The organism is Streptomyces sp. SID13726 (genome assembly GCF_010548375.1).
In the GTDB taxonomy this organism is placed as follows: domain Bacteria; phylum Actinomycetota; class Actinomycetes; order Streptomycetales; family Streptomycetaceae; genus Streptomyces.
In genome coordinates, this window is the sequence record NZ_JAAGLY010000005.1 from 530,455 (window position 1) to 556,828 (window position 26,374).

The 26,374-nt window shown below is 70.8% G+C and carries 25 protein-coding genes; 14 read left to right on the top strand and 11 right to left on the bottom strand.

Annotated features, from left to right (window positions below; translation table 11 throughout):
- Window positions 1-61 precede the first annotated feature (61 nt).
- The 5 genes from G3I78_RS16775 to G3I78_RS16795 all read left to right on the top strand — a co-directional run bounded on the left by G3I78_RS16775 (window position 62) and on the right by G3I78_RS16795 (window position 4,670).
- Window positions 62-1,522 carry an aldehyde dehydrogenase family protein gene (locus G3I78_RS16775; RefSeq protein ID WP_164425101.1) on the top strand — a complete coding sequence of 487 codons (1,461 nt, stop codon included), beginning with the start codon at window positions 62-64 and terminating at the stop codon, window positions 1,520-1,522.
- A 132-nt stretch (window positions 1,523-1,654) separates the two neighbouring features.
- Entirely contained in the window at window positions 1,655-2,191 is a 537-nt protein-coding gene (locus G3I78_RS16780) for a DinB family protein (protein WP_164425103.1), read from the top strand.
- 42 nt (window positions 2,192-2,233) lie between these two features.
- Complete coding sequence (locus G3I78_RS16785; RefSeq protein ID WP_164425105.1) at window positions 2,234-2,875, top strand: PadR family transcriptional regulator; 642 nt, start codon at window positions 2,234-2,236, stop codon at window positions 2,873-2,875.
- A gap of 80 nt (window positions 2,876-2,955) precedes the next feature.
- Entirely contained in the window at window positions 2,956-3,909 is a 954-nt protein-coding gene (locus tag G3I78_RS16790; RefSeq protein WP_164425107.1) for an ATP-binding cassette domain-containing protein, read from the top strand.
- Entirely contained in the window at window positions 3,906-4,670 is a 765-nt protein-coding gene (locus G3I78_RS16795; RefSeq protein WP_164425109.1) for an ABC transporter permease, read from the top strand. The genes G3I78_RS16790 and G3I78_RS16795 overlap by 4 nt, the downstream gene beginning before the upstream one ends.
- 271 nt (window positions 4,671-4,941) lie before the next feature.
- Here the strand turns inward: G3I78_RS16795 and G3I78_RS16800 are convergent, their stop codons facing one another.
- Both G3I78_RS16800 and G3I78_RS16805 read right to left on the bottom strand, forming a co-directional pair.
- Window positions 4,942-6,348: a glutamate decarboxylase gene (locus G3I78_RS16800; RefSeq protein ID WP_164425111.1), complete on the bottom strand. Its 1,407-nt coding sequence runs from the start codon at window positions 6,346-6,348 to the stop codon at window positions 4,942-4,944.
- A gap of 30 nt (window positions 6,349-6,378) precedes the next feature.
- Window positions 6,379-7,653, bottom strand: coding sequence for an ion channel protein (locus G3I78_RS16805; protein ID WP_164425113.1), 1,275 nt, complete (start codon window positions 7,651-7,653; stop codon window positions 6,379-6,381).
- A gap of 116 nt (window positions 7,654-7,769) precedes the next feature.
- On the opposite strand from G3I78_RS16805, the gene G3I78_RS16810 reads away from it, so the two are divergent.
- Window positions 7,770-8,531, top strand: coding sequence for a MerR family transcriptional regulator (locus G3I78_RS16810; protein WP_164425115.1), 762 nt, complete (start codon window positions 7,770-7,772; stop codon window positions 8,529-8,531).
- Between the two features lie 19 nt (window positions 8,532-8,550).
- Here G3I78_RS16810 and G3I78_RS16815 read toward each other — a convergent pair whose 3' ends face one another.
- Complete coding sequence (locus tag G3I78_RS16815) at window positions 8,551-8,916, bottom strand: YbjQ family protein (protein ID WP_164425117.1); 366 nt, start codon at window positions 8,914-8,916, stop codon at window positions 8,551-8,553.
- Between the two features lie 131 nt (window positions 8,917-9,047).
- Between G3I78_RS16815 and G3I78_RS16820 the strand changes: the two genes are divergently transcribed.
- Window positions 9,048-9,902 carry a VTT domain-containing protein gene (locus G3I78_RS16820; protein ID WP_164425119.1) on the top strand — a complete coding sequence of 285 codons (855 nt, stop codon included), beginning with the start codon at window positions 9,048-9,050 and terminating at the stop codon, window positions 9,900-9,902.
- A 37-nt stretch (window positions 9,903-9,939) separates the two neighbouring features.
- Here G3I78_RS16820 and G3I78_RS16825 read toward each other — a convergent pair whose 3' ends face one another.
- On the bottom strand, window positions 9,940-11,607 hold the full coding sequence (locus G3I78_RS16825) for a threonine/serine exporter family protein (RefSeq protein WP_164425121.1): 1,668 nt from the start codon (window positions 11,605-11,607) through the stop codon (window positions 9,940-9,942).
- A gap of 102 nt (window positions 11,608-11,709) precedes the next feature.
- A complete protein-coding gene (locus G3I78_RS16830) occupies window positions 11,710-12,201 on the bottom strand; it encodes an inorganic diphosphatase (protein WP_164425123.1) in 492 nt (163 codons plus the stop codon).
- Between the two features lie 79 nt (window positions 12,202-12,280).
- On the opposite strand from G3I78_RS16830, the gene dacB reads away from it, so the two are divergent.
- The 6 genes from dacB (at window position 12,281) to folE (ending at window position 19,920) form a co-directional block, all read left to right on the top strand.
- Window positions 12,281-13,942 (top strand): D-alanyl-D-alanine carboxypeptidase/D-alanyl-D-alanine-endopeptidase, encoded by a 1,662-nt coding sequence (dacB, locus tag G3I78_RS16835; protein ID WP_164425125.1) that lies wholly within the window; start codon window positions 12,281-12,283, stop codon window positions 13,940-13,942.
- Between the two features lie 66 nt (window positions 13,943-14,008).
- Window positions 14,009-15,145, top strand: coding sequence for a zinc-dependent metalloprotease (locus G3I78_RS16840; protein WP_164425127.1), 1,137 nt, complete (start codon window positions 14,009-14,011; stop codon window positions 15,143-15,145).
- 193 nt (window positions 15,146-15,338) lie between these two features.
- The gene (tilS, locus tag G3I78_RS16845) at window positions 15,339-16,364 is read left to right on the top strand and encodes a tRNA lysidine(34) synthetase TilS (RefSeq protein WP_164425129.1); all 1,026 of its coding nucleotides are present in this window, start codon (window positions 15,339-15,341) and stop codon (window positions 16,362-16,364) included.
- A 53-nt stretch (window positions 16,365-16,417) separates the two neighbouring features.
- On the top strand, window positions 16,418-16,978 hold the full coding sequence (hpt, locus tag G3I78_RS16850) for a hypoxanthine phosphoribosyltransferase (RefSeq protein ID WP_164425343.1): 561 nt from the start codon (window positions 16,418-16,420) through the stop codon (window positions 16,976-16,978).
- A gap of 183 nt (window positions 16,979-17,161) precedes the next feature.
- Window positions 17,162-19,195, top strand: a complete 2,034-nt coding sequence (gene ftsH / locus G3I78_RS16855) for an ATP-dependent zinc metalloprotease FtsH (protein WP_164425131.1) — start codon at window positions 17,162-17,164, stop codon at window positions 19,193-19,195.
- 119 nt (window positions 19,196-19,314) lie between these two features.
- Window positions 19,315-19,920: a GTP cyclohydrolase I FolE gene (gene folE / locus G3I78_RS16860; protein ID WP_164425133.1), complete on the top strand. Its 606-nt coding sequence runs from the start codon at window positions 19,315-19,317 to the stop codon at window positions 19,918-19,920.
- A 4-nt stretch (window positions 19,921-19,924) separates the two neighbouring features.
- Here the strand turns inward: folE and G3I78_RS16865 are convergent, their stop codons facing one another.
- The 6 genes from G3I78_RS16865 to G3I78_RS16890 all read right to left on the bottom strand — a co-directional run bounded on the left by G3I78_RS16865 (window position 19,925) and on the right by G3I78_RS16890 (window position 24,984).
- Window positions 19,925-20,410, bottom strand: a complete 486-nt coding sequence (locus G3I78_RS16865) for a DUF3180 domain-containing protein (protein WP_164425135.1) — start codon at window positions 20,408-20,410, stop codon at window positions 19,925-19,927.
- A 57-nt stretch (window positions 20,411-20,467) separates the two neighbouring features.
- Window positions 20,468-21,076, bottom strand: a complete 609-nt coding sequence (gene folK / locus G3I78_RS16870; protein WP_164425137.1) for a 2-amino-4-hydroxy-6-hydroxymethyldihydropteridine diphosphokinase — start codon at window positions 21,074-21,076, stop codon at window positions 20,468-20,470.
- The gene (folB, locus tag G3I78_RS16875; protein WP_164425139.1) at window positions 21,073-21,432 is read right to left on the bottom strand and encodes a dihydroneopterin aldolase; all 360 of its coding nucleotides are present in this window, start codon (window positions 21,430-21,432) and stop codon (window positions 21,073-21,075) included. Before folB ends, folK begins: the two co-directional genes overlap by 4 nt.
- Before the next feature lie 258 nt (window positions 21,433-21,690).
- Window positions 21,691-22,194: a nuclear transport factor 2 family protein gene (locus tag G3I78_RS16880; RefSeq protein WP_164425141.1), complete on the bottom strand. Its 504-nt coding sequence runs from the start codon at window positions 22,192-22,194 to the stop codon at window positions 21,691-21,693.
- Window positions 22,191-23,051: a dihydropteroate synthase gene (folP, locus tag G3I78_RS16885; protein WP_164425143.1), complete on the bottom strand. Its 861-nt coding sequence runs from the start codon at window positions 23,049-23,051 to the stop codon at window positions 22,191-22,193. Before folP ends, G3I78_RS16880 begins: the two co-directional genes overlap by 4 nt.
- A 121-nt stretch (window positions 23,052-23,172) precedes the next feature.
- Window positions 23,173-24,984 (bottom strand): phosphatidylglycerol lysyltransferase domain-containing protein, encoded by a 1,812-nt coding sequence (locus tag G3I78_RS16890; protein WP_164425145.1) that lies wholly within the window; start codon window positions 24,982-24,984, stop codon window positions 23,173-23,175.
- Window positions 24,985-25,158: 174 nt separating this feature from the next.
- Between G3I78_RS16890 and G3I78_RS16895 the strand changes: the two genes are divergently transcribed.
- A complete protein-coding gene (locus G3I78_RS16895) occupies window positions 25,159-26,286 on the top strand; it encodes an alpha/beta hydrolase-fold protein (RefSeq protein WP_164425147.1) in 1,128 nt (375 codons plus the stop codon).
- Window positions 26,287-26,374: the final 88 nt, after the last annotated feature.

Sequence of the window (26,374 nt, forward strand, 5' to 3'; positions counted from 1 at the left end):
ACGATGACGTGTGATCAGACCGTGACGTTGATCGTGTGTCTGCTAGTGATTTGGGGATCACATGTCGTCGTACTTCACCGACCTGGCCCAGCAGTACATCGACGGTGAGTGGCGCCCGGGCACCGGCTCCTGGGACATCATCGACTTCAACCCGTACGACAACGACAAGCTGGCCTCGATCACGATAGCCACGGTCGACGAGGTCGACGAGGCGTACCAGGCCGCCGCCCGCGCCCAGAAGAAGTGGGCCGAGACCAACCCCTACGCCCGCCGAGCGGTGTTCGAGAAGGCGCTCAGGCTGATCGAGGAGCGCGAGGGCGAGATCGCCGAGGCGATCATCGCCGAACTCGGCGGCACCCGGCTGAAGGCCGGCTTCGAACTCCACCTTGCCAAGGAGTTCCTGCGCGAGGCCATCCACCTCTCGCTGCGCCCCGAGGGCCGGATCATCCCCTCGCCGGTGGACGGCAAGGAGAACCGCGTCTACCGCGTCCCGGTCGGGGTCGTCGGTGTGATCAGCCCCTTCAACTTCCCCTTCCTGCTGTCGATCAAGTCGGTCGCCCCGGCGCTCGCGCTCGGCAACGCCGTCGTCCTCAAGCCGCACCAGAACACGCCGATCGTCGGCGGCGCCCTGGTCGCGAAGATCTTCGAGGACGCGGGCCTGCCCGGCGGTCTGCTCAACGTCGTCATCACCGACATCGCCGAGATCGGGGACGCCTTCCTGGAGCACCCGATCCCGAAGGTCATCTCCTTCACCGGCTCCGACAAGGTCGGCCGCCACGTGGCCACCGTCTGTGCCTCGCACTTCAAGCGCTCGGTCCTCGAACTCGGCGGCAACAGCGCGATCGTGGTCCTCGACGACGCCGACATCGACTACGCGGTCGACGCCGCCGTCTTCAGCCGCTACGTCCACCAGGGCCAGGTCTGCATGGCCGCCAACCGCGTCCTGGTCGACCGCAGTGTCGCCGAGGAGTTCACCGAGAAGTTCGTCGCCAAGGTGCGCACCCTGAAGGCCGGCGACCCGCGCGACCCCGAGACGGTCATCGGCCCGGTCATCAACTCCTCGCAGGCGGACGCCGTTTCGGGCGTCGTCGAGCAGGCCATCGCCGAGGGCGCCACCGCCCTGGTGCACGGCACCACCACCGACAACCTGGTCGAGCCCTCGGTCCTCACCGGCCTCCCCGCCGGCTCGCCGCTGCTCAAGCAGGAGGTCTTCGGCCCGGTGGCGTTCCTCCTGACCTTCGACGGCGAGGAGGAGGCCGTACGCCTGGTCAACGACACCCCCTACGGCCTCAGCGGCGCGGTCCACACCGCGAACATCGAGCGCGGTGTCGCCTTCGCCAAGCAGATCGACACCGGCATGTTCCACGTCAACGACGGCACCGTCCACGACGAGCCGATCGTCCCCTTCGGCGGCGAGAAGCACTCCGGCATCGGCCGCCTGAACGGCGACACCATGCTGGACTCCTTCACCACCACCAAGTGGATCTCGGTCCAGCACGGCCGCAGCGGCTTCCCGTTCTGACGCACGCGCGGGGAAATGCCGTACGACCGCCGCCACGGGCTCTTTAGGACCGAACCTGTCCTAAAGGGCCCGTAGCTTCGTCGTTGTCAGGGGGAAGGGCTCCTGGCTCCACGCAAGCGAAAGGCGGCTGTCATGGTCACTCACGTTCCGGCAGAGGCGAACGGCGACGAGCGCGGAGCGCTGCTCTCCTTCCTGGAGGAGCAGCGGGGCGGCATCCGGCGGGCCGTCCTCGGGCTGACGGACGAGCAGGCCGTGAGCCGGCCGAGCGCGAGCGAACTCTCGCTCGCCGGGCTGGTCAAGCATGTCGCCGAGGTCGAGCAGAGCTGGATCGCCCGGGCCAGGGGCGAGGAGCCGGCCGTGCACCGGGACCAGTCGAACTGGCACGAATGCTTCGCCCTGGTCGAAGGCGAGAGCGTCGAGTCGCAGCTGGCGTACTGGGAGAAGGTCGCCGCGGAGACGGAGGCGTTCGCCCGCTCGGTGCCGAGCCTCGATCAGACCTTCGCGCTTCCGGACCAGCCCTGGTTCCCGCCGGAGGGCCGGGTCTCGGTCCGCTGGGTGCTGCTGCACCTGATCCGCGAGACGGCCCGGCACGCGGGGCACGCCGACATCGTCCGCGAGTCGCTCGACGGGAAGACGGCGTTCGAGCTGGTGGCTCTCGCCGGGAAGTAGCTGGTGGCGCTCGCCGAAAAGCGAGGCCATAACCTGGAGCGCATGTCAGCGATCCGTCTTCTCGTGCTGGGCGCGGTGCGCCAGCACGGGCGGGCCCATGGCTACCAGGTGCGAGGCGACCTGGAGTACTGGGGCGCGCACGAGTGGTCCAACGCCAAGCCCGGCTCGATCTACCACGCCCTGAAGCAGATGGCCAAGCAGGGGCTGCTGCACGCGCACGAGATCGCGCCGTCCACGGCGGGCGGCCCGCCGCGCGTGGAGTACGAACTCACCGAGCAGGGCACGGGGGAGTACTACACGCTGCTGCGGGACGCGCTGGTCACCTACGACCAGCGCGGGGACGTGAAGACGGCGGCCATCGGCTTCATGGTCGACCTGCCGAGGGCCGAGGCGGTGGCGCTGCTGAAGGAGCGCACGCGGGGGATCGAGGCGTGGCGCTCCTCGGTCCTCGCGCACTACGTCCCCGAGGACGGCCCCGAACAGCTCGGCCACATCGGCGAGATCATGAACATGTGGGTCCACACGGCCGACTCCGAGGCCGAGTGGACCCAGGGCCTGATCGGCCGGATCGAGGGCGGCGCCTACACGTTCATCGACGAGGGCGAGCCGTTCGTCGGCGTCCTCGCGGAGAACGAGGAGAACCCGTACGCGACAGGGGAGCGGCACCCCGGGGATGCCGGCTAATCAAGTTTGACGACTGGGGTCGGTCGCGTTAGCTTGGGAAGGTAGTCAAGTTTGACTAAGGGCTTCCTGGGAGGGGACCGATGACCCACGTGATCGTCGCGGAAGGCCTGCGCAAGAGGTACGGCGACAAAGCCGCCCTGGACGGGCTCGACCTCCGGGTCGCGCGCGGCAGCGTCCACGGCGTGCTCGGGCCGAACGGCGCGGGCAAGACCACCCTGGTCCGCATCCTGTCCACCCTGCTGCGCCCCGGCGAGGGCCGCGCCGAGGTGGCGGGCCACGACGTGGTGCGCGGCGCCTATGACGTACGGCTGCGGATCGGCCTGCTCGGCCAGCACGCGGCCCTCGACGAGGAACTCGGCGGCCGGCAGAACCTGGAGATGTTCGGCCGCCTGTACCACCTGGGCGCCCGCCACGCGCGCGTGCGCGCCGACGAGCTCCTGGAGCGCTTCGGCCTGGCCGACACCGGCCGCAAGGCGGTGCGCGCCTACAGCGGCGGCATGCGGCGCCGCCTCGACCTCGCCGCCTCCCTCATCCGCGACCCGGAGGTGCTGTTCCTGGACGAACCCACCACCGGCCTCGACCCGCGTGGCCGCGCCGAGGTGTGGGCCGCGGTCCGCTCCCTGGCCGACCGCGGTACGACGATCCTGCTGACCACGCAGTACCTGGAGGAGGCCGACCAGCTCGCCGACCGCATCTCGCTCGTGGACCGGGGCCGGGTCGTCGCCGACGGCACCGCCGACGAGCTGAAGGCCCGCACCGGCGGCGACCGCATCGACGTCGTCCTGCGGGACGCGGGCCAACTGGGCGCCGCCGTGGCCCTGTTGCCGCTCGACACGTCCGGGGTCTCCGTCGACACCGACCGCCGGCTGCTCAGCGCCCCGGTCACCGACCGGATGGCGGCGCTCTCCGCGGTCGTACGGGCGCTGGAGACGGCCGGGATCGAGGCGGAGGACGTGGTCCTGCGCCGGCCCACGCTGGACGAGGTGTTCCTGCACCTCACGGGAGACGACCGACGAGTGAAGGAGACCGTATGAGTGCGGCGTACGCGCTGACCGACTCCTGGACCATGACCCGGCGCGAACTCGCCCACTGGGGACGGCAGCCGGTGCGGGTCCTGGTCGGGCTCGTGTTCCCCGTGATGCTGCTGCTGATGTTCGGCTACCTGGTCGGCGGCGGCCGGGACGTCGAGGGGGAGTACGTCGACTACCTGGTCCCGGGGATGCTCGCGCTGACCATGGCGTTCGGCCTGGAGGCGACCATGATCGCGGTGACCCAGGACCTCGACAAGGGCGTGATCGACCGGTTCCGGTCCATGCCGATGGCCAACGGGGCGGTCCTGGTGGGCCGTTCGGCCGCCGACATGCTCCAGTCCGCGCTGAGCCTGGCCGCGATGATCGGCGTCGGGTACGCGATCGGCTGGCGGACCCAGGGCGGGCCCGCCGGACTCCTCGCCGCGGTGGGCCTGTTGCTGCTCTTCCGGTTCGCCATGCTGTGGATCGGCATCCACCTCGCGATGGTCGCCGGCAAGCCGGAGCTGGTGCAGGCCGTGCAGATCCTGGTCTGGCCGGTCGGCTTCCTCTCCAACGCCTTCGCCACTCCCCACTCCATGCCCGGCTGGCTCGGCACGGCGGTCGAGTGGAACCCCCTGTCCCAGACGGCGACGGCCGTCCGCGACCTGCTGGGCGGCCCCGGCGGCGAACCGGGCCACATCTGGGCGGCGGTCGTCTGGCCGCTGACCCTCCTCGCGGCGTTCTTCCCGCTGGCGGTACGGAGGTTCGCGCGGCTGAGCCGCTAGGCCCGGTCCGGCGGATCAGGCCGGCCGTCGCGGGCCCTGGCACGCACTCCCCCACAGCCTCAAGGTCGAGGGGGTTCAGCCGCGTTGTCGTCGGTCGCCGACTCCCCCACGCTCGAAGCAACCTCGCGCGGGAGGGCCCCCATCACGTCGCCCGCCGCGGCAGCGGCTGCTCGACACGGCCCCTCCGCCTCGCAGCCGCCCGCACCAGACCCCGCTCGGCCCCGCCAGGACGCACCGCTCCTCGCGGCCGTCCTGATCCAAACGGCAGACCCTAGTGGTGGAACCCCGTCGCCGCGTCCTTGTCCCGGGTGAACGGGTGCGGCTGGCGGCGTAGTTCGGGCAGCAGTTGGGCCAGGTCCTCGACGAACAGGTCGGCGAGGTCCTCCGAGAAGCCGTTGCGGCACACCACGCGCAGGACCGAGAGGTCCTCGCGATGGGGAGGGAAGGTGTACGCCGGGACGAGCCAGCCGCGTTCGCGCAGTCGCCGGGACACGTCGAACACGTCGTACGCCTCGACGTGTTCGGCCGTGGTGAAGGCGAACACGGGCAGCTCGTCGCCCCGGGTCAGGAGCCGGAAGTCGTCGAGCGCCGCCACGCGCTCGGCGACTCCGCGGGCCACGTCCCGCGTGGACTGCTGGACGGCCCGGTAGCCCTCGCGGCCCAGCCGCAGGAACGTGTAGTACTGCGCCACGACCTGCGCGCCCGGCCGGGAGAAGTTCAGCGCGAAGGTCGGCATGTCGCCGCCCAGGTAGTTGACGCGGAAGACGAGTTCCTCGGGCAGCGCCTCCTTGTCGCGCCACAGCGCCCAGCCCACGCCGGGGTACACGAGCCCGTACTTGTGCCCCGAGGTGTTGATCGAGGCGACCCTGGGCAGCCGGAAGTCCCACACCAGGTCCTCGTCGAGGAAGGGCGCGACCATGGCGCCCGACGCCCCGTCGACGTGCACCGGGATGTCCAGGCCGGTGCGCTCCTGGAGGGCGTCGAGGGCCGCGCACAGGTCGGCGACCGGTTCGTAGGAGCCGTCGAAGGTGGAGCCGAGGATGCCGACGACCCCGATGGTGTTCTCGTCGCACAGCTCGGCCGCGGCCTGCGGGTCGAGGTGGAAGCGGTCGCCCTCCATGGGCACCTGACGGGCCTCCACCTCCCAGAAGTTGCAGAACTTCTCCCAGCAGACCTGGACGTTGACCCCCATCACGAGATTGGGCCGCGCCCCCGGGTACCGGTCGGCGTTGCGCCGCGCCCAGCGCCGCTTCAGCGCCATGCCCGCGAGCATGCACGCCTCGCTGGAGCCGGTCGTCGAACAGCCCACCGCCGCCGACGGGTCCGGCGCGTGCCACAGGTCGGCGAGCATCGCCACACAGCGCCGCTCCAGCTCGGCGGTGCGCGGGTACTCGTCCTTGTCGATCATGTTCTTGTCCCGGCACTCACTCATCAGGACCCCGGCCTGGGGCTCCATCCAGGTGGTGACGAAAGTGGCGAGGTTCAGCCGGGAGTTGCCGTCCAGCATCAGCTCGTCGCGGACCAGCTGATGCGCGGTGGCCGGGGGCATGGGCGCGCCGGGGAGCCGGTGCTTGGGCGGGGCCTCGGTCATCCCGCCGACCGGATCGGCCGCGCCGTAGAAGGGGTTGACGGACATGGGGCGCTCGTCGGGTTTCTCGGGACCTTCGTGCAGTGGCATGGGCGTGCCCTCCTGAGGGATCAACGTCGGTCAGCGGACGGGGGTTCCGTCCTCGCGCAACTGCATCTGCGGACGCCCCGTCACCAGCAGCCAGGCCGGCAGCGAGGCGATGCACAGCAGGGCGAGGATCGCGGGCGAGGACGCCAGTACGGCGGCGGTGAACAGGCTCACCCAGCCCTGCCGGGTGACGGCGAGCAGCATGCCGAGCACCCCGGCCGTCACCCCGACCGCGGGGTGCACGGCGTCCACCAGGGCGTGGGCGCACAGCCCGAGGGCGACCCCGACGAACACGGCTGGGAAGATCCGCCCGCCGCGGAATCCGCAGGAGGCGGCGACGAGCAGCGCGGCCAGCTTCACCACCGTGAGCGTGGCGAACTCCCCGGCCGACCAGCCCTCCGGGTCAGCCGCCAGCTCGCCGATCTCGTCCAGCCCCTTGAACAGCGTCAGATGCCCGCCCACGGCCGCCAGCAGCCCCAGCACAAGACCGCCGGCCGGAATCGCCAGCATCGGATGGCGCAGCCGCCCGAACGCGCCGTGGACGTACGGGAAGGCGAGCACGGCCACCATGCCGAGCGCCGCCGCCACCGACGCGACCACCAGCGCGGCCAGCAGATCGCCCCAGCCGGGCCGGTCGAGCGCCGGCAGGTGCAGGTCGAAGCTCGGATGGGCCACCAGGGTGGTCGTCAGCGCGCCGGCCGCGGCCGCGACCAGCGGTCCGAAGACGTTGTCCCACAGCGCGCCCCTGAGCTGCCGTCCGGCCAGCGCCTCGGAGATCACCAGCGCTGCCGCCACCGGCGTCCCGAACAGCGCGCCGATCGTCGCCGCCTCCGCCAGCGCAGGCCACAGCCCGCGCGGCATCCGGGGCAGCAGCCTGCGGCCCAGCCAGAAGGCGAGCGCCACGTTCACGGCGATGATCGGGTTCTCGGGCCCGAGGCTCGGCCCGCCCGCGAGCATCAGCGCGGTCGCCAGCACCAGCCCCGGCAGCACGGCCGGCGGCAGCACGGGGGCGTTCAGCCCGGTCGTGGCCGGATCAGGACCGGCGTGCCCCGGCACCTTCCACACCACGAGGCCTACGGCGATCCCGGTGGCCGTGAGCATGACCAGCATCCACAGCACGGAGTACCGGCCCACGCCCAGCGCGTCCGGCAGGTTCCGCCACAGCACGTGCTGGAGTTGCTCGGCCGCCGCGCTCACCCCGACCAGCAGCAGACTCGCGCCTACGCCGACCGCGAGAGCGGGGAGGATCAACGGCAGCAGGGCGTGCGCCGGGGCGGCGGGTGCCTGCTGCGCGGTGTCCTGGGCCACGGGCTCACGATAAGCGGACAAAACGGTCACGACATCCGGAGGTGCCGTGCCGGGCTTGCACCTCACGCGGCGTGAGGAGGCACCGTGAAGCGCGTACCGAGAAGGGAGCGGACGAAGTGAGCTACTCCGTGGGACAGGTCGCGGGCTTCGCCGGCGTCACCGTGCGCACACTGCACCACTACGACGACATCGGCCTGCTCGCCCCGAGCGAGCGCAGCCAGGCGGGGCACCGGCGCTACAGCGACGCCGACCTCGACCGGCTCCAGCGGATCCTGTTCTACCGGGAGCTCGGCTTCCCGCTCGACGAGGTCGCCACCCTCCTCGACGACCCGGCCGCGGACCCGCGCGCGCAGCTGCGCCGCCAGCACGAGTTGCTGACCGCCCGGATCGAGAGGCTCCAGAAGATGGCGGCGGCCGTGGAGCAGGCCATGGAGGCACGCAGGATGGGCATCGATCTGACGCCGGAGGAACGTTTCGAGGTCTTCGGCGACAAGGACCCCGAGCGGTACGCCGAGGAGGCGGAGCAGCGCTGGGGCGGCACCGAGGCGTACGCCGAGTCACAGCGCCGCGCCGCGCGCTACACCAAGGACGACTGGAAGCGCATGCAGGCCGAGGTCAACGCCTGGGGCGAGCGCTACGACGCACTGATGACCGTCGGCGAACCACCGACCGGCGAGGCGGCGATGGACATGGCCGAGGAACACCGGCGGCACATCAGCACGTGGTTCTACGACTGCCCGTACGAGACGCACGTCGGCCTGGGCGAGATGTACGTCTCGGACGAACGTTTCAAGGCGTTCTACGACAGCATGCGCGCGGGTCTGGCCGAGCACCTCAGGGAGGCGATCACGGCCAACGCCGCCCGGCACGCCGGTTGAGCCGCTCCTGACCCGGGCCCTAGTCCCGGGTCAGGATCACCGCCGTCCCGTAGGCGCACACCTCCGTCCCCACGTCCGCCGCCTCCGTCACGTCGAAGCGGAACATCAGCACCGCGTTCGCCCCACGCGCGCGTGCCTGTTCGACGAGCCGCTCCATGGCCTGGTTGCGGGTCTGCACCAGCGTCTTGGTGAGCCCCTTGAGCTCACCGCCGATCATCGACTTCAGGCCCGCGCCGATCTGGCTGCCGAGGTGCCGGGACCGTACGGTCAACCCGAAGACCTCGCCCAGCACCTCCTGCACCCGGAAACCGGGCACGTCGTTCGTGGTCACCACGAGCACGTCGGGCTGAGGCCCCTGTCCACCGCCGTATTCGTCAATACCCATGGCTCACAGCTTTGTCCCGGACGGAGCACAGTGCATCCTGGGGGACCCCATGGAACCTGGGTCGCCGCGGCTGCGTTGATACTTGAGGGCAGCCCCGCCCCGCCCGCCCCACCAGCAGGAGCCACAATCCCGTGACCACGCTCGCGCTCGGCCCCGAGTGGATCAGTCCCGACTATCTGATCGAGACCTTCAGCCTGCCAGGCATCCTGCTGATCGTCTTCGCCGAGTCGGGCCTCTTCGCGTTCCTGCCGGGCGACTCCCTGCTGTTCACGGCGGGTCTCTTCGTCGCCCAGGGGCAGTACATCAGCCAGCCGCTGTGGCTGGTGTGCACGCTGATCGTGGCGGCCGCCGTCATCGGCGACCAGGTCGGCTACATGATCGGCAAGTTCTTCGGCCCGAGGCTCTTCAGCCGCCCCAACTCCAAGCTCTTCAAACAGGAGAACCTGGAGAAGGCGCACGAGTTCATGGAGAAGTTCGGTCCCAAGGCGATCGTGCTGGCCCGCTTCGTCCCGATCGTGCGCACCTTCGCCCCCATCGTGGCGGGCGCCGGCCGGATGAAGTACCGCACCTTCCTGACGTACAACATCATCGGCGGCGTCGCCTGGGGCACCGGCGTCACCCTCGCCGGCTACTGGCTCGGCCAGATCGACTTCATCAAGAAGAACGTCGAGGCGATCCTCGTCCTCATCGTCCTGGTCTCGGTGGTCCCGATCCTCATCGAGTACCTGCGCGAGCGCGGCAAGAAGAAGCGGGCGGCGGCGGAGGCTCCGCAGCAGCAGCCGTACCAGCCGATGGACGACGCGACGACCCAGCTCCGCCGCATCCCGTCCGACGACGAGCAGCAGCCGCCTCAGCAGTACTACGGCCAGCAGCAGCCGTACGGTCAGCAGCAGCCCTACGCCCAGCAGTACCCGCAGCAGCAGACCTACGGGCAGCAGCCGTACGGCCAGCAGAACCAGCAGAACCCGTACAACCAGGGTTACTGAGACCCGACCAGCGGCGCGGGGCCGTGCCGACGCGGGGTCAGAACCCCCGTGTCCTCTTCGCGGCCCTCCGCTTGCCCGCGGAGCCCACCCGGAGGAACAACCGGGAGATCTCCGACCCGAGGTTGACCCCGATCGCGATGGCCATCGCCAGCGCCGCCGCCTTGGACAGCGACACCAGCCCCTCGTCGACATGGCTCTGAGCGATCGACAGCAGCCCGAAGTACGTCGCGGAACCCGGCAGCAGGGGCCCGATCGCCGCCGTCGTGTAGGGCAGCGCGGAAGCGAACCGGTACCGGGACAGCAACTGCCCGAACAACCCGACCAGGCCCGCCGCCACGGCTGTCGAGGCAACGGGCGAGAACTCGCCGGTGTAGCGCATCGCGCCGTACACACACCACGCGACACCGCCGTTCAGGGTCACGGCGAGCACGGTGGATCGTTCCTGCTGAAGCAGGACCGCGAACGTCAACGACAGCAGCATCGACGCCCCGATCTGCCACAGCGGCCGCGAGTCCGTCGACAGCGCCTCGTCGGGGTTGAGATACGCCCCCAGCTGCACACCGACGTAGAGCATCACCAGGACGCCCACGACGATGCCCACGAAGAAGTACATGACCTCAAGGAGCCGGGCCGCCGCGGTGATGTAGAAGCCGGTCAGGCCGTCCTGGACGCCCGCCACCAGCGCCCGCCCCGGCAGCAGCGCGAACAGTCCACCGGTGACGACCGCGGACGCCTTCACGTCCACGTGGGCCAGTGTCAGGGCGATCCCGATCGCGGCCGGCGGCATCGCGGCGACCGTGAACTGGTAGAACTCCGGCAGCCCCCGCCCCGCGCACAGCCACGCCAGCCGGTCGCCGAGCATCGCGCCCAGCATCGCCGCGACGAACACCACCAGGTCACCGCCGACCAGCACGGAGGCCGCGCCCGCGAGCAGCCCGCTCGCCGTGGTCAGCACCCAGGTCGGGTACGGGTGCCGGTTGCGCCGGATCTCCGCGAGCCGCCGGTAGGCCTCCTCCAGGGAGATGGCCGCCTCGGGGTCGCTGAGGTCGTCCACGAGCCGGAACACGGCCGCGAGCCGCGTGTAGTCGGTGCCGCGCCGCCGTACGGTCCTGGAGGCCGTCACGGGGTCGTCGACCAGGGACGGCTGGTACGAGATCGACAGCAGGGTGAAGGTGACGTTCGGCTCGCAGCGGTCCAGCCCGAAGGAACGGCAGACCGCGAACATCGCCGCCTCCACGTCCTCCGCGCCCTCACCGCCCGCCAGCAGCAGCTCCCCGATCCGCAGGGTCAGGTCGAGCACGCGCGGGACGGCGGGACCGACCTCGTCCTCGGACTTCGCGACCGGCTCCGGCGCGGGCCGCTCGGCCACCGGCATCCGCAGCATCGTGCGCATCCGGTCCTGCCAGGGCACGTCCTTGGTGAGACTGACCACCGGGATGCCGGTCGGCGGGGTGAACGCGGGCGGCGCGTCCTTCGCGCTGTAGGTCCTGGGCGTGTTGAACGCCGACCCCTCCAGCTCGGCGACGGGCGCCTGCGGCACCTCCAGCCCCTTGGGCAGCGCGAACTCGGACGTGGTCTCCGCCTCGCCGCCGACGGCTCTCGGCACGGCGAGCCCGTCGGGAACGGCGAACTCGGACGTGATCTCGGAGTCGTAGAAACTCCTCGCCTCGTCCGACTGCGGCTTTCGGTGCTCCGCCTCCGTCACTCCGTAACGCTCCCTGAACGACACTTTCCGTGAGATCTCAGTATGCGCGGGCATGCGAACGGGCCGCACGCGTGCGCGTACGGCCCGCCCGTGACACAGGACTCAGTGGCCGCCCTGGTCCTTGAAGCGCTTGTAGGACCGCTCGATCTCGGCCTCGGCGTCGGTGCGGCCGACCCAGTCGGCGCCCTCGACGGACTTGCCGGGCTCCAGGTCCTTGTAGACCTCGAAGAAGTGCTGGATCTCCAGGCGGTCGAACTCGGAGACGTGGTGGATGTCGCGCAGGTGCTCCTGACGCGGGTCCGTCGCCGGGACGCAGAGCAGCTTGTCGTCGCCGCCCGCCTCGTCCGTCATGCGGAACATGCCGATCGCACGGCACTTGATGAGGCAGCCCGGGAACGTCGGCTCGTCAAGAATGACCAGCGCGTCCAGCGGGTCGCCGTCCTCGCCGAGGGTGTTCTCGACGAAGCCGTAGTCGGTCGGGTAGGCGGTCGAGGTGAAGAGTCGACGGTCCAGGCGGATCCGACCGGTCTCGTGGTCCACCTCGTACTTGTTCCGTGAACCCTTCGGAATCTCGATCGTGACGTCGAACTCCACCGGTGGCTCCTCCATGATCAGCACATAGTTCTGGTGGTTAAGTGTCCCTCACGCCGGTGTGTGATCGCGAAAGGGGCTGTTGGTCGTGCCTGAACTGAGGCCTTGGCGGGTCGTGAGACCGCGGGTGGCGCGGGTCGCGAACGCCGTACGACCCCGTCTGGCACGCGCCGCGGATGCCGTACGACCGCAGCTGACGCGAGCCGCGGGCGCCGTACGACCGCAGCTCCAGCGGACTGCCGCCGCTGTGAAACCGCAGGTCACACGGTTTGCACGGGCCGCGAAGCCGCAGCTCGCGCGTCTTCCGAGGCCGAAGACCGTCAGGACCTGGCAGTACACCGCGGGCGCCGCCACCGCCGGTCTGGCGCTGGCCGCCACCGTGGCGACCGCAGCCGGTCCGTGGGACTCCTCGGGTCAGCGTACGGCCGAGCGGGACCGGGCCGCCGCACTGGAGCGGACGGGTGGCACAGATCACGGCGGTGACTCCGGTACGACGGACGCGGCCCCGCACCCCGCCCCGAGCGCGGCGTCCGTGCTCGTCGGACTCGGCGGCGGGGGCAACTCCGTGAAGTCCGCCCCGACCGGCCAGGCCCTCTCCGGCGTCCTCGGCCCGCTCCTCGGGAACAGCGCGCTCGGCGCCCGCCACACCGCGGCCGTCGTGGACGTCGCCACCGGCAAGCGGCTGTACGGCGCGGGCGCCGGCGCCGGGCTGACCCCCGCCTCCACCACGAAGATCGCCACCGCGGTCGCCGCCTCCTCCGCCCTCGGCGCCGACCACCGCCTCACCACGCGCGCGGCCCTCGAACCCGACACGAAGGAACTGGTCCTGGTCGGCGGCGGCGACCCCACACTCACCGCCCGGCCCGACGCGGACGGCTGGGCGAGCCTTCGGGAGCTGGCCGCCGACACGGCCGCCGCCCTCGAGAAGCGCGGCATCCGCGCGGTCACGCTCTCCTACGACAAGACCCTCTACGCGGGCCCCGAGATCCACCCGATCGGGGTCAACGACAACCTCGCCCCCGTCACCGCCCTGATGACCGACGAGGGCCGCACCGACGACACCGCCAGCGGCCCCGCCCCGCGCGTGAGCGACCCGGCGACGGAAGCCACCCGCACCTTCGCGAAGCTCCTGGCGGCCCACGGCATCAAGACCACGTCCCCCGGCCCCTCCAAGGCGACCGGCCGCGCGGACACCCTCGCCGAGGTCTCCTCGCCACCGCTGTCCGCCCTGGTCGAGCGCATGCTGACCAACAGCGACAACGACATCGCCGAGGCCCTCGCCCGCCAGACCGCGATCGCGGACAGGCAGCGCGCCGACTTCGAGGGCGGCGGCAAGGCGATCCGCGCGCAGCTCAAGAAGCTCCGACTCCCGCTGTCCGGCGCCGACTTCCACGACGGCAGCGGCCTGGACCGCGCCGACCGCCTCACCGCCGACCTGCTGACCTCCCTGCTCGTGAAGGCCGGCGACCCCGCCCGCCCCGAACTCCGCGCCGTCCTCACCGGCCTCCCCGTGGCGGGCTTCACCGGCACCCTGACCAGCCGTTACGCCGACGGCGCCGCAGGTGTCGTACGCGCGAAGACCGGCACCCTGACCGGGGTGAACACCCTGGCCGGGACGGTCGTGGACCAGGACGGGCGGCTGCTCGCCTTCGCGTTCCTCGCGTCCGACACGACGGACCCCGGGGCCGCGCAGAGCGCGCTGGACCGTACGGCGACCGCGCTGGCGGCCTGCGGCTGCGGCTGACCCGGTGTCCGCTCCGCCCGTCCGCGTGGCCTGCCCCAAGCGGGGACGCTCACGTACGGTTGACGCATGACGAGCATCGGTGGTGCGGCTTCTTCTCAGATGGTCGACTGGAACCTCGCGGTGGCGACCGCGACCCGGCTCGTGCGGCCGGGCCCCGAAGTGAGCCGCGACGAGGCCCGGGCCGTCGTCGCGGAACTGCGCCGGCACGCCAAGGCCTCCGAGGAACACGTCCGCGGCTTCACCCGGATGGGGACCGACGGCGTCCACGACACTCCCGTCCTGGTCGTCGACCGCCCCGGCTGGGTCCGGGCGAACGTCGCCGGGTTCCGGGAGATCCTCAAGCCGCTCCTGGAGAAGATGCAGGAGCGGCGCGGCAGCACCCCCGGCGGCGCGGTCCTCGGCGCCGTCGGCGGCAAGGTGACCGGTGTCGAACTGGGCATGCTGCTGTCGTTCCTGTCCTCCCGCGTCCTCGGCCAGTACGAGACCTTCGCCCCCGCCACCCGCGAACTCCCCGCAGGGGAGAACGGCGGCGGCCGGCTCCTCCTCGTCGCCCCGAACATCGTGCACGTGGAGCGCGAACTCGACGTCCAGCCCCACGACTTCCGCCTCTGGGTCTGCCTGCACGAGGAGACGCACCGCACCCAGTTCACGGCCGTGCCCTGGCTGCGCGACCATCTTGAGGGCGAAATCCAGTCTTTCCTGGGGGAGACCGAGGTCGACCCCATGACCGTCCTGGAGCGCATCAGGGAGGCCGCCCAGTCGCTGGCCGGCGGACGGCCCGAGGGCGAGGAGGACGAGGACGGCGGGCGCTCCCTCGTCGAGATCGTCCAGACCCCCGCCCAGCGGGAGATCCTCGGCCGCCTCACCGCCGTGATGTCCCTCCTGGAGGGCCACGCCGACTTCGTCATGGACGGCGTGGGCCCGGCCGTGGTGCCGAGCGTCGCCGAGATCCGCGAGAAGTTCCAGCAACGCCGGGCCAAGGGCGCCTCCCGCCTGGACATGGCCCTGCGCAAGCTCCTCGGCCTCGACGCCAAGCTCCGCCAGTACCGCGACGGCGAGCGCTTCGTGCGGGCCGTCGTCGACCAGGTCGGCATGGACGGCTTCAACCGCGTGTGGACCTCCCCGAACACCCTCCCCACCAAGTCGGAGATCGCCAAACCGGCGGACTGGGTCGCGCGGGTGCACCGCAAGGCCGAGTCGTGAGCCACGCGCCGACCTCGTGAGAGGAATCCGGCCGACGGCAGGCGAACGCCCCTTCAATCACCCGTCCGAGGGACCGTGAGCCATGGGTAGGCGTGCAATGCTCGGGGAACGCCCCGGTTCTGTCACCATCTACACACTCTGAGTGACCGAACTCGGGGCTCACCCCCCGAAAACTTCATGAAGGGAACCGGACATGGGTCCCCATCCTGCGGTCGCGGCGATACGCCTGGCGGTCCGCCGCGTCCTCCACGACCTCCTCACCGACCAGCACGCCTCCACCACGCACAGCCCGCACGAGCGCCCGCCGACGCCGCTCGTGCTCGTGGCATGCTCCGGCGGCGCCGACTCCATGGCGCTCGCCTCCGCCCTCGCCTTCGAGGCCCCCCGGCTCGGCGTCCGCGCCGGCGGCGTCACCATCGACCACGGCCTCCAGCCCGGCTCCGACCTGCGCGCCGAGGAAGTCGTCCTGCGGCTGCGCGAACTCGGCCTGGATCCCGTCGAGTCCACCGCCGTGACCGTCGGCCGCGGAGGCGGCCCCGAGGCCGCCGCCCGGGACGCCCGCTACGCCGCCCTCGACGCCGCCGCGGCCCGCCACGGCGCCACCGCGGTCCTCCTCGGCCACACCCGCGACGACCAGGCCGAAACCGTCCTGCTCGGCCTCGCCCGCGGCTCCGGCATCCGCTCCCTGTCCGGAATGGCCGCGGTCTCGGGGGCCGACGGCCGTTACCGCCGCCCCTTCCTCCAGCTCGACCGGCAGACCGCCCGCAAGGCCTGCATGGTCCAGGCCCTGCCCGTCTGGGACGACCCGCACAACGCCGACCCGGCGTACACCCGGTCCCGGCTGCGCCACGAAGGCCTGCCCGCCCTGGAGAAGGCGCTCGGCAAAGGAGTCGTCGAGGCGCTCGCCCGTACGGCCCAGCTCTCCCGCGACGACGCCGACGCCCTCGACACCTGGGCCCGCCAGGCCGAGGCCGCCGTACGTGACTCGGCCGGCCTCCTGGAGTGCGCCAAGCTCTACGCCCTGCCGCCCGCCGTACGCCGCCGGATCCTGCGCCAGGCCGCCATCGAGGCCGGCGCCCCGGCCGGATCGCTGTTCGCCCGCCACATCGAGGAAGTCGACCGGCTGATCACCGGGTGGCGCGGCCAGGGAGCCATCAATCTCCCCGGCAAAGTCGTCGCCCAGCGGCAGGGTGGCAGACTGGTGATTCGGCAAGGCTGATTCCTTGGCTCCCCTCCGGGGGCGCCGGACGGCCGGTGGGACGACCGAAAGTGATGCGGGTGGACGCGAAAGACATGGGTGCCGACCTCAAAGAGGTACTCATCACCAAGGAAGAGATCGACGCGAAGCTCGTGGAGCTCGCCGCGAAGATCGACGCGGAGTACGCGGACAAGGACCTGCTGATCGTCGGCGTCCTCAAGGGCGCGGTGATGGTCATGGCCGACCTCGCCCGGGCGCTGTCCACCCCCGTCACCATGGACTGGATGGCCGTGTCCTCCTACGGCGCGGGCACCCAGTCCTCCGGTGTGGTGCGGATCCTCAAGGACCTCGACACCGACATCAAGGGCCGGCACGTCCTGATCGTCGAGGACATCATCGACTCCGGCCTGACCCTGTCGTGGCTGCTGTCCAACCTCGGCTCGCGCGAGCCGGAGTCGCTGAAGGTCTGCACCCTGCTGCGCAAGCCGGACGCCGCCAAGGTCGCCATCGACGTCGAATGGGTCGGCTTCGACATCCCCAACGAGTTCGTCGTCGGCTACGGCCTCGACTACGCCGAGAAGTACCGCAACCTCCCGTTCGTCGGTACGCTCGCGCCTCACGTCTACGGCGGATGACCCGAAGGGCCCAGCCCCGTAGGAAGATCGGGAACCCCAGCGGGCATCGCGCCGTTGGAGCATGCAGACGGGTCAGCCAGCCGTCCCGTGCGGCTTCGGGCCACAATGCTGGGGTACCGTCAGAAGAACTGTCTTATCAAACTCACTATGGCAGGAGGGACGGGGCGACATCGCTCCGTATGGATGGACGTGAAGCGATACTTCCGTGGGCCGGTCATGTGGATCGTGCTGGCCGTCCTTGCCGTGGTCGTGTTGATGCAGGTCGTCGGCTCGTCCGGCGGCTACAAGACGGTGGACACCGGCCAGGTCGTCCAGGCGATCAATGACAACAAGGTCCAGCAGGCCAAACTGACCACCGGCGACGAGCAGACCATCAAGGTCGAGCTCAAGGAAGGCGAGAAGGTCGACGGCAGCTCGAAGATCCAGGCGAGCTACATCGGCGACCAGGGCGTGACCCTCGCCAGCGTGCTGCAGACCAAGTTCCAGGACAAGCAGATCCCCGACGGGTACACCGTCTCGCCGACGAAGCAGAACGCCTTCGTCGGGATCCTGCTCTCCCTGCTCCCCTTCGTCCTCATCGTGGTCGTCTTCCTGTTTCTGATGAACCAGATGCAGGGCGGCGGCTCCCGGGTCATGAACTTCGGCAAGTCCAAGGCGAAGCTCATCACCAAGGACACCCCGAAGACGACGTTTTCGGACGTCGCCGGCTCGGACGAGGCCGTCGAGGAGCTCCAGGAGATCAAGGAGTTCCTCCAGGAACCGGCCAAGTTCCAGGCCGTCGGGGCCAAGATCCCCAAGGGCGTACTGCTGTACGGCCCTCCCGGCACCGGCAAGACCCTGCTCGCGCGCGCCGTCGCGGGCGAGGCCGGGGTGCCGTTCTACTCGATCTCGGGTTCCGACTTCGTCGAGATGTTCGTCGGTGTCGGTGCCTCCCGAGTCCGTGACCTCTTCGAGCAGGCCAAGGCGAACGCCCCGGCGATCGTCTTCGTCGACGAGATCGACGCGGTCGGCCGCCATCGCGGCGCCGGCCTCGGCGGCGGTCACGACGAGCGCGAGCAGACGCTCAACCAGCTGCTCGTCGAGATGGACGGCTTCGACGTCAAGGGCGGCGTGATCCTCATCGCCGCGACGAACCGGCCCGACATCCTCGACCCGGCCCTCCTGCGGCCCGGCCGCTTCGACCGCCAGATCGCGGTCGACCGCCCGGACATGCAGGGCCGTCTGGAGATCCTCAAGGTCCACCAGAAGGGCAAGCCGGTCGCTCCGGACGTCGATCTGTCGGCGGTCGCGCGTCGCACGCCGGGCTTCACCGGCGCGGACCTGAGCAACGTCCTCAACGAGGCCGCCCTGCTCACCGCCCGCAGCGACAAGAAGCTGATCGACAACTCGATGCTGGACGAGGCGATCGACCGTGTGGTCGCGGGCCCGCAGAAGCGGACCCGGATCATGTCGGACAAGGAGAAGAAGATCACCGCGTACCACGAGGGCGGACACGCCCTGGTCGCGGCGGCTTCCCCGAACTCCGACCCGGTCCACAAGATCACGATCCTCTCCCGAGGCCGTGCTCTGGGCTACACGATGGTCCTGCCGGACGAGGACAAGTACTCGACCACGCGCAACGAGATGCTCGACCAGCTCGCCTACATGCTGGGTGGTCGCGCCGCCGAGGAACTGGTCTTCCACGACCCGACCACCGGCGCCGCGAACGACATCGAGAAGGCCACGGCGACGGCCCGCGCGATGGTCACGCAGTACGGCATGACCGAGCGTCTCGGCGCCATCAAGTTCGGTGGCGACAACACCGAGCCGTTCCTCGGGCGTGAGATGGCCCACCAGCGCGACTACTCCGAAGAGGTCGCCGCGCTGGTGGACGAAGAGGTCAAGAAGCTCATCGAGAACGCGCACAACGAGGCCTGGGAGATCCTGGTCGAGAACCGCGACGTCCTCGACAACCTGGTCCTCCAGCTGCTGGAGAAGGAGACGCTGGGCAAGGAGCAGATCGCCGAGATCTTCTCCGCCATCGTCAAGCGCCCGGCACGGCCCGCCTGGACCGGGTCCTCGCGACGCACGCCGTCCACCCGTCCGCCGGTGCTCTCCCCCAAGGAGCTCGCACTGACGAACGGCGCCAACGGCGCGACCCCGGCGATCAGCACCGCCAAGGCCACCGCGTCGGAGCCGGCCACCGAGGCGGTTCCCGAGGAGCGTCCCGAGAGCTGACGTCCACCGTCCGCCCCGGTGACCTCACCGGGCCCGGAATGGATGCCGCGGCCCCCAGGTTTTAGCCTGGGGGCCGCGGCGTTTTTGGGCCGTGAGCGACTCTAGGAACGAGGCACCAGATGACCGACCCCGTGACGCTGGACGGCGAGGGCTCCATCGGCGAGTTCGACGAGAAGCGCGCGGAGAACGCCGTACGCGAACTCCTCATCGCGGTCGGCGAGGACCCGGACCGGGAGGGACTCAGGGAGACGCCGGCGCGGGTGGCACGGGCGTACAAGGAGATATTCGCGGGGCTGTGGCAGAAGCCCGAGGACGTGCTGACCACGACGTTCGACCTGGGGCACGACGAGATGGTGCTGGTGAAGGACATCGAGGTGTACTCGACCTGCGAGCATCACCTGGTCCCGTTCCGGGGCGTCGCGCACGTCGGCTACATTCCGGCCACCACCGGCAAGATCACGGGGCTGTCCAAGCTGGCCCGGCTCGTGGACGTCTACGCCCGCCGGCCGCAGGTGCAGGAACGACTCACCACACAGATCGCGGACTCCCTGATGGACATCCTGGAGCCGCGCGGCGTCATCGTCGTGGTGGAGTGCGAGCACATGTGCATGTCGATGCGGGGGATCCGCAAGCCCGGTGCCAAGACGCTCACCTCGGCCGTGCGCGGTCAGCTGCGGGACGCGGCGACGCGCAACGAGGCGATGAGCCTGATCATGGCCCGCTGACGGCTCAGGCGGCCGACGTGGCCCCGCTGTTGCGGTCGTCGTCCTCCGGGAGCTTGCAGACGCGTTCCAGGAAGATCGCCGCCACTATCACCGCGATGCCCGCGAGGACCGAGAAGCCGGCGTAGATGGCCTGGTCGCGGCGGGCGGGGATGTCGAGGGACTCCAGCAGGAAGGCGCCGGTGCCGCCGTACATGCCGGAGACCAGGGCGGCGACCAGGGCGCTGGCCTGGCCGAAGACGACCGCGCGGGCGGCCATCAGGGGGTCGACGCCCTTGGCGTCGGGGTCGCGCTCGCGCTGGGCCTTGAGGCGGGCGCGGATGGAGAGCGCCGTGGCCATGAGGACCACGGCGATCAGGGCGAGGACGATGGGGGCGGCCAGCGGGACGCTGGGCAGGGTCCCGACGGAGTTCCACAGGCGGGCGCCCGCCCAGGACAGGATTCCGGCGACGACGAACACGCCGGCCAGCAGCCTGATGCGCAGCTCTCTCACGGTGCCCCTTCAGCTCCCCCGTCGTCCCACGAACTGTGGCCGTCTTGACCTTAACGGCTATTCGGGCAGCTGGAGTTCCAGGTCCTTGCGGGCTTCCACGCCCTCCCGGGTGACGGTGCCGAGGAGCTCGGCGACCGGGCCGCGGCCGGGCAGCTGGGCCTCGGGCTCCACGTCGTGCCAGGGGGCGAGGACGAAGGCGCGCTCATGGGCGCGCGGGTGGGGCAGGGTGAGGACCGGGTCGTCCGAGACGATCTCGGCGTAGGCGACGATGTCGACGTCGAGGGTGCGCGGACCCCAGCGCTCGTCCCGCACCCGGTTGAACGCCTCCTCGACCGCGTGCGCCCGCTCCAGCAGGGAGGCCGGCGGGAGGGTGGTCTTGAGCACCACGACCGCGTTGAAGTACGAGGGCTGGCTGTCGGCCGCCACGCCCCACGGCTCGGTCTCGTAGACCGGGGAGACGGCCTTGACGCGGACGCCCGGGGTGTCCTCCAGGGCGTCGATGGCGCCCTGGAGGGTCTCCAGGCGGTTGCCGAGGTTGGAGCCGAGGGAGATCACGGCCCGCCTGGGGTTGTGCAGGGTGGTGTCGGCGGCGTCCACCTGCTGCACGACGGAGGCGGGTACCGGCTGTACGGTCGGGTCGCTGTGACCCGCGAAGGACGCGGTCATGCTCGGCTCCGGGTGATGGTGACGGTCACGTCGTCGAAGGGCACGGTGATCGGTGCGTCGGGCTTGTGGACCCGGACCTCGACCTCCTCTACCCCGTCGTGCTTGAGACAGACCTGGGCGATGCGCTCGGCGAGTGTCTCGATGAGATTGACGGGCTCGCCCTCGACGACGGCCACGACTTCCTCCGCCACGATGCCGTAGTGCACGGTCTTCGCCAGGTCGTCGTCGGCGGCGGCGGGCCGGGTGTCCAGGCCCAGGACGAGGTCCACGACGAAGGTCTGGCCCTCCTCGCGCTCCCGGGGGAACACTCCGTGGTGCCCACGGGCCTTCAGGCCGCGCAGCGCGACACGATCCACGCGAATCACTCCTGCAATCGTCGGTCACGGCCGGTCCGTACCGTGTGCGGGCGGCACACCGGCCTCGAACGAATCTACCTGCGAGCACTGACACAGCCGGGCCGCGGGGGCGCGGGCCGGTGCCGGGTCCAGGAGGTTTCACCATGCGTTTCCCCTGGGGAACCCGGCGGCTCACGGGTTGGTAGCCGCCCATACCCAGGGGTTCGTGATTCCAACCACTTCTTGGTCCTGACGGGTCAGGGGCGGGTCACGGACGGATCAGGACGGGGTCTCCTCGTCCTCCTCCTCGTCGTTCTCCGCCAGGACCGGGGAGGCGTGGTGGGACCAGAGCTTCCAGCCCTCCGGGGTGCGGCGGAACACGTTCGTGGCGACCACCAGCTGGCCGACGAGCGGGCCGAGCTCCTCGCCGCCCTCGGGCGCGGGACCGCCGCTGAGGATGTTCTCGGTGCAGGTCACCAGGGCGGTGTCGCCGGTGACGGAGACATGCACGTCGGTGAGGAAGAACTGGATGTAGTCGGTGTTCGCCATGATCAGCGCGTACGACCTGAGGACCTCGCCGCGACCGGTCAGCACGGGCCAGCCGGGGTGCACGCAGGAGACCACGCCGGCGTCGGCCGGGTCGTGGTACTCCTCGTCGACGCCCAGGTCGGCCGGGGTCAGCCAGAGCGCCGACACCTCCTCGAAGTCACCGCGCTCCAGAGCCTCGTAGAAGGCCGTGTTGGCGGCTTCCACCTGTTCGACGTCGGTGTGGGGGGCGCTCACCGGGCTCCTTCCACGGCGCGGGCGACCCGGACCGCGTCCGCCGTCGCGCGCACCTCGTGCACGCGTACCGCCCACGCGCCGGCGTGCGCCGCGAGGGCGGAGACGGCGGCCGTGGCGGCGTCGCGCTCGCGGGCGGGCGGCGGGGCGCTGCTCGGGCCGGCGAGGACCCGGCCGAGGAAGCGCTTGCGGGAGGCGGCGACGAGCAGGGGATGGCCGAGGCCGAGGAGGCGGTCGAGGTGGGAGAGGAGGACGAGGTCGTGCTCGGCGTCCTTGGAGAAGCCGAGGCCGGGGTCGACGACGATCCGGTCCGGGGCGATGCCGCCCGCGAGGACGGCGTCCACGCGCGCGCGGAGTTCGTCGACGACCTCGGTGACGACATCGGCGTAGACGCCCTTGATGCCGCCGCCCTCCAGGAAGCCGCGCCAGTGCATGACGACGAAGGGGGCGCCCGCGTCGGCGACGACCGGGATCATCGCGGGGTCGGCGAGGCCGCCGCTGACGTCGTTGACGAGGGTTGCGCCCGCGGCGAGGGCCCGGGCCGCGACCGAGGCGCGCATGGTGTCGACGGAGACGGTGACGCCCTCGGCGGCGAGGCCGCGGACGACGGGGATGACGCGGCGGAGCTCCTCGGCCTCGTCGACGCGGGTGGCGCCTGGCCGGGTGGACTCGCCGCCGACGTCGACGAGGTCGGCACCCTCCGCGACAAGGGCGAGGCCGTGCTTGACGGCGGTCGTCGTGTCGAACCAGCGGCCGCCGTCGGAGAAGGAGTCGGGGGTGACGTTCACGACTCCCATGACCGCGCAGCGGTCCCATTCCGGAAGGCCGGCGACGCGCCCGCGTCCGCTCTGCTTGCTCATACGTTCAGCCTAGGCCCAGCGTGGAGCCGTACGGCCGTGCGGCCCGGACGGAGGCCCTCGGGCTGGATGAGGGGGTGAGGCTTCCGTCCGGGCCTGTCCCGGGTGGCCCGTGGGCCCGTGGTCACGCCGCTCTTACGTCCGTCTCGGCGACCACGTGGGCACACGCGCGCGGGGTGTGCGTACGGCGGCGCAGGAAGCGCGGCAGGGGGAGCGCGAGGTTGACGAAGCCCTCGGCCTGCATGGCCGCGAAGCCGATGCGCGGGAGGTCGCCGGAGGCGCGGTAGACGACGAAGCGGGGCTCCCAGCGGGGCTGGAACTTCGCGTTGAACTTGTAGAGGGACTCGATCTGGAACCAGCGCGAGAGGAAGACGAGCAGGCCCCGCCAGGCGCGCAGCACCGGGCCCGCGCCGATCTTCTCGCCGCGGGCGAGGGCCGAGCGGAACATCGCGAAGTTCAGGGACACGCGCGTGATGCCGAACTTCGGGGCCGCCTGGAGGGCCGCGACGATGAGCAGTTCGTTCATGCCGGGGTCGGCCGAGCGGTCGCGGCGCATGAGGTCGAGGGAGGCGCCGTCGGTGCCCCAGGGCACGAAGTGCAGGATCGCCTTGAGGTCGCCGTAGGGGCCGGGCTGGTCGTCGGCCTTGTGGGCGGTCGCGATCAGGCAGTCGCCGTCGGCGAGGTCGCCGATGCGGCCGAGCGCCATGGAGAAGCCGCGCTCGGTGTCGGTGCCGCGCCAGTCGTCGGCGGCCTGGCGCAAGCGCTCCAGCTCGGTCTCCCCGAGGTCACGGACGCGCCGGACCCGGGTCTCGTAACCGGCCCGCTCGATACGCTTGACCATCTGGCGGACATTGCGCATCGCGCGGCCGGCGAGCGAGAAATCCGCGACGTCCACCACCGCCTCGTCGCCCAGTTCGAGGGCGTCGAGGCCGGTCTCACGGGTCCACACCTCGCCGCCGGTCTCCGAGCAGCCCATGACGGCGGGCGTCCAGGAGTGCGCCTTGGCCTCGTCCATGAAGCGTTCGATGGCGCCGGGCCAGGCCTCGACGTCGCCGATCGGGTCACCGCTGGCGAGCATCACGCCGGAGACGACGCGGTAGGTCACGGCGGCCTTGCCGCTGGGGGAGAAGACGACGGCCTTGTCGCGGCGCAGCGCGAAGTGGCCGAGGGAGTCGCGGCGGCCGTGCTTGTCCAGCAGGGCGCGCAGCCGGGCCTCGTCGTCCTCGGTGAGCCGGGCGGCGGGGTGCTCGGGGCGGAAGGCCAGGTAGATCGTGGTGACCGCCGTGAGCAGGCCCAGGGCGCCCAGGGAGACGCCGACGGTCCACGAGGTGTCGCCCTCGTAGTCGACGGGGCCCTCGAAGCCGAAGAGGCCGTACAGGACGTGCGTAATGCGATCGGCCAGGCTCGGGTCGCCGACCATGCGGTGCGGGTGGACGCTGACGATGACCAGCCCGAGCACGAGGGAACCGGCGCCCATGAGGACGAAGTTGGCGAGCGCGCGCCAGCGGCTGCGCGGGTCGGGCAGCGCCTTGAACTGGTCGCGGTGGCGCAGCAGCGGCGCGAGCAGGGCGAGCGAGATCGCCACGCCGAGGAGCGAGTGGCGGTACGAGAACTGCGCCAGCGCGCCCGCCGGCAGCAGGGCCACGGCCGCGCGCCAGGCCCGGCGCTTGCGGCGCCTGAGTCCGTGGGCGAGCAGCAGCAGCAGGACCCCGGTGCTCAGCGACAGCGCGGCCGCGAACGGGCCGAGCGCGCCGGGCAGTACCTCGGCCATGGTGTGCATGCGGCTGTGCCGGAAGCGTGGGAAGACGCCGGCGGCGATGTCCAGTAGCCCCACTAGTGCGCAGGCTCTGGCGACGAGGACGGGGACTACTTCGGGGCGCGGGCCGTGCAGGGCACGCCGCAGCCGTGTGGATCGGATCGGAACCCCGCCCGACATTTCCTCATCTGTCCTGACAGACATCGCATCCCGTAGCTCTGCGAGTGACTTTGGATCCGGAGCCCTGATTCGGGCATCCGGCGACATTGCGCCCTCTAGGACGGTGTCTCGCGAGAAGAGGTTCACTCACCTTCTCAAAGCCGTTTCAAAGGCCGAGGAAAGCGAAAGCAAGCAATGGGTCTCACGAGCAACAACACGCTGGTGGCAGCGGTCCTGGTCGCCGTGGTGCTGTTCGTCGGCACGGTGTGGCTGTGGCCGAGGCTGGCCCGGCGCGGCTGGCGGTCCGTCAGCGGCCGGGTCGGGCTGCTGCTCGCGACACAGTGCATGCTCTTCGTCTCGGTCGGGCTCGCCGCCAACCAGGCCTTCGGCTTCTACGCCTCCTGGGCCGACCTGCTCGGCCGGGAGACCGACCAGGGCGTGGTGGTCGACCACACCCTGGGCGACCGTCCGGCCGGGCCCCTGAAGGTGACCGACATAGGAAACGTGCCCGGCAGGGGCGGCTTTCGGCCATCGTCGGGCGGGCAGATCCAGAAGGTCGACATCGTCGGGCGTACGACACACATCGCCACACCCGCGTACGTCTATCTGCCTCCGGAGTATTTCCAGTCCCGCTATCGCGCGCGCACCTTCCCAGCGGCCCTCGTCCTCACCGGTTATCCCGGCACGGCCAGGGCGCTGGTGGACAAACTCCACTATCCGCGCACGGCCCTGGAACTCGCCAAGAGCGGCCGTATGCAGCCGATGATCCTGGTCATGATGCGGCCGACGGTCGCGCCGCCCCGGGACACCGAGTGCGTGGACGTTCCCGGCGGCCCGCGGACCGAGTCGTTCTTCGCGAAGGACCTGCCGGAAGCGGTGACCGCGCACTACAGGGTGGGCCGGGAGCCGGGGAGTTGGGGGATCATCGGCGATTCGACCGGCGGCTACTGCGCGCTGAAGCTCGCCATGCACCACCCCCGTGTCTACGCGGCCGGGGCGGGTCTGTCGCCCTACTACAGGGCTCCGGTGGACCCCACCACGGGCGATCTCTTCCAGGGCGACAAGGCGCTGCGCAACCGCGCGAACCTGTGGTGGTGCCTCAAACACCTGCCCGGCCCTGACACCTCACTGCTCGTCACCAGCAGCAAGGAGGGCGAGACGAACTACAAGGACACGTTGAAGTTCATAGACCGGGTGAAGGCCGCGGGAACGACCCGGATCTCGTCGATCATCCTCGAAAGCGGGGGTCACAACTTCAACACCTGGCGGCGGGAGATCCCGGCGACCTTGCAGTGGATCAGCGGGCGACTCGGTGATCAATAGGCCGAATTCGACGGCCGGCCGGATTCCCGATGTCGTGTGAAGGCTGCGGGGTGGCTGTGTTTTTACGGGGCGGGGCACCACGATTCGC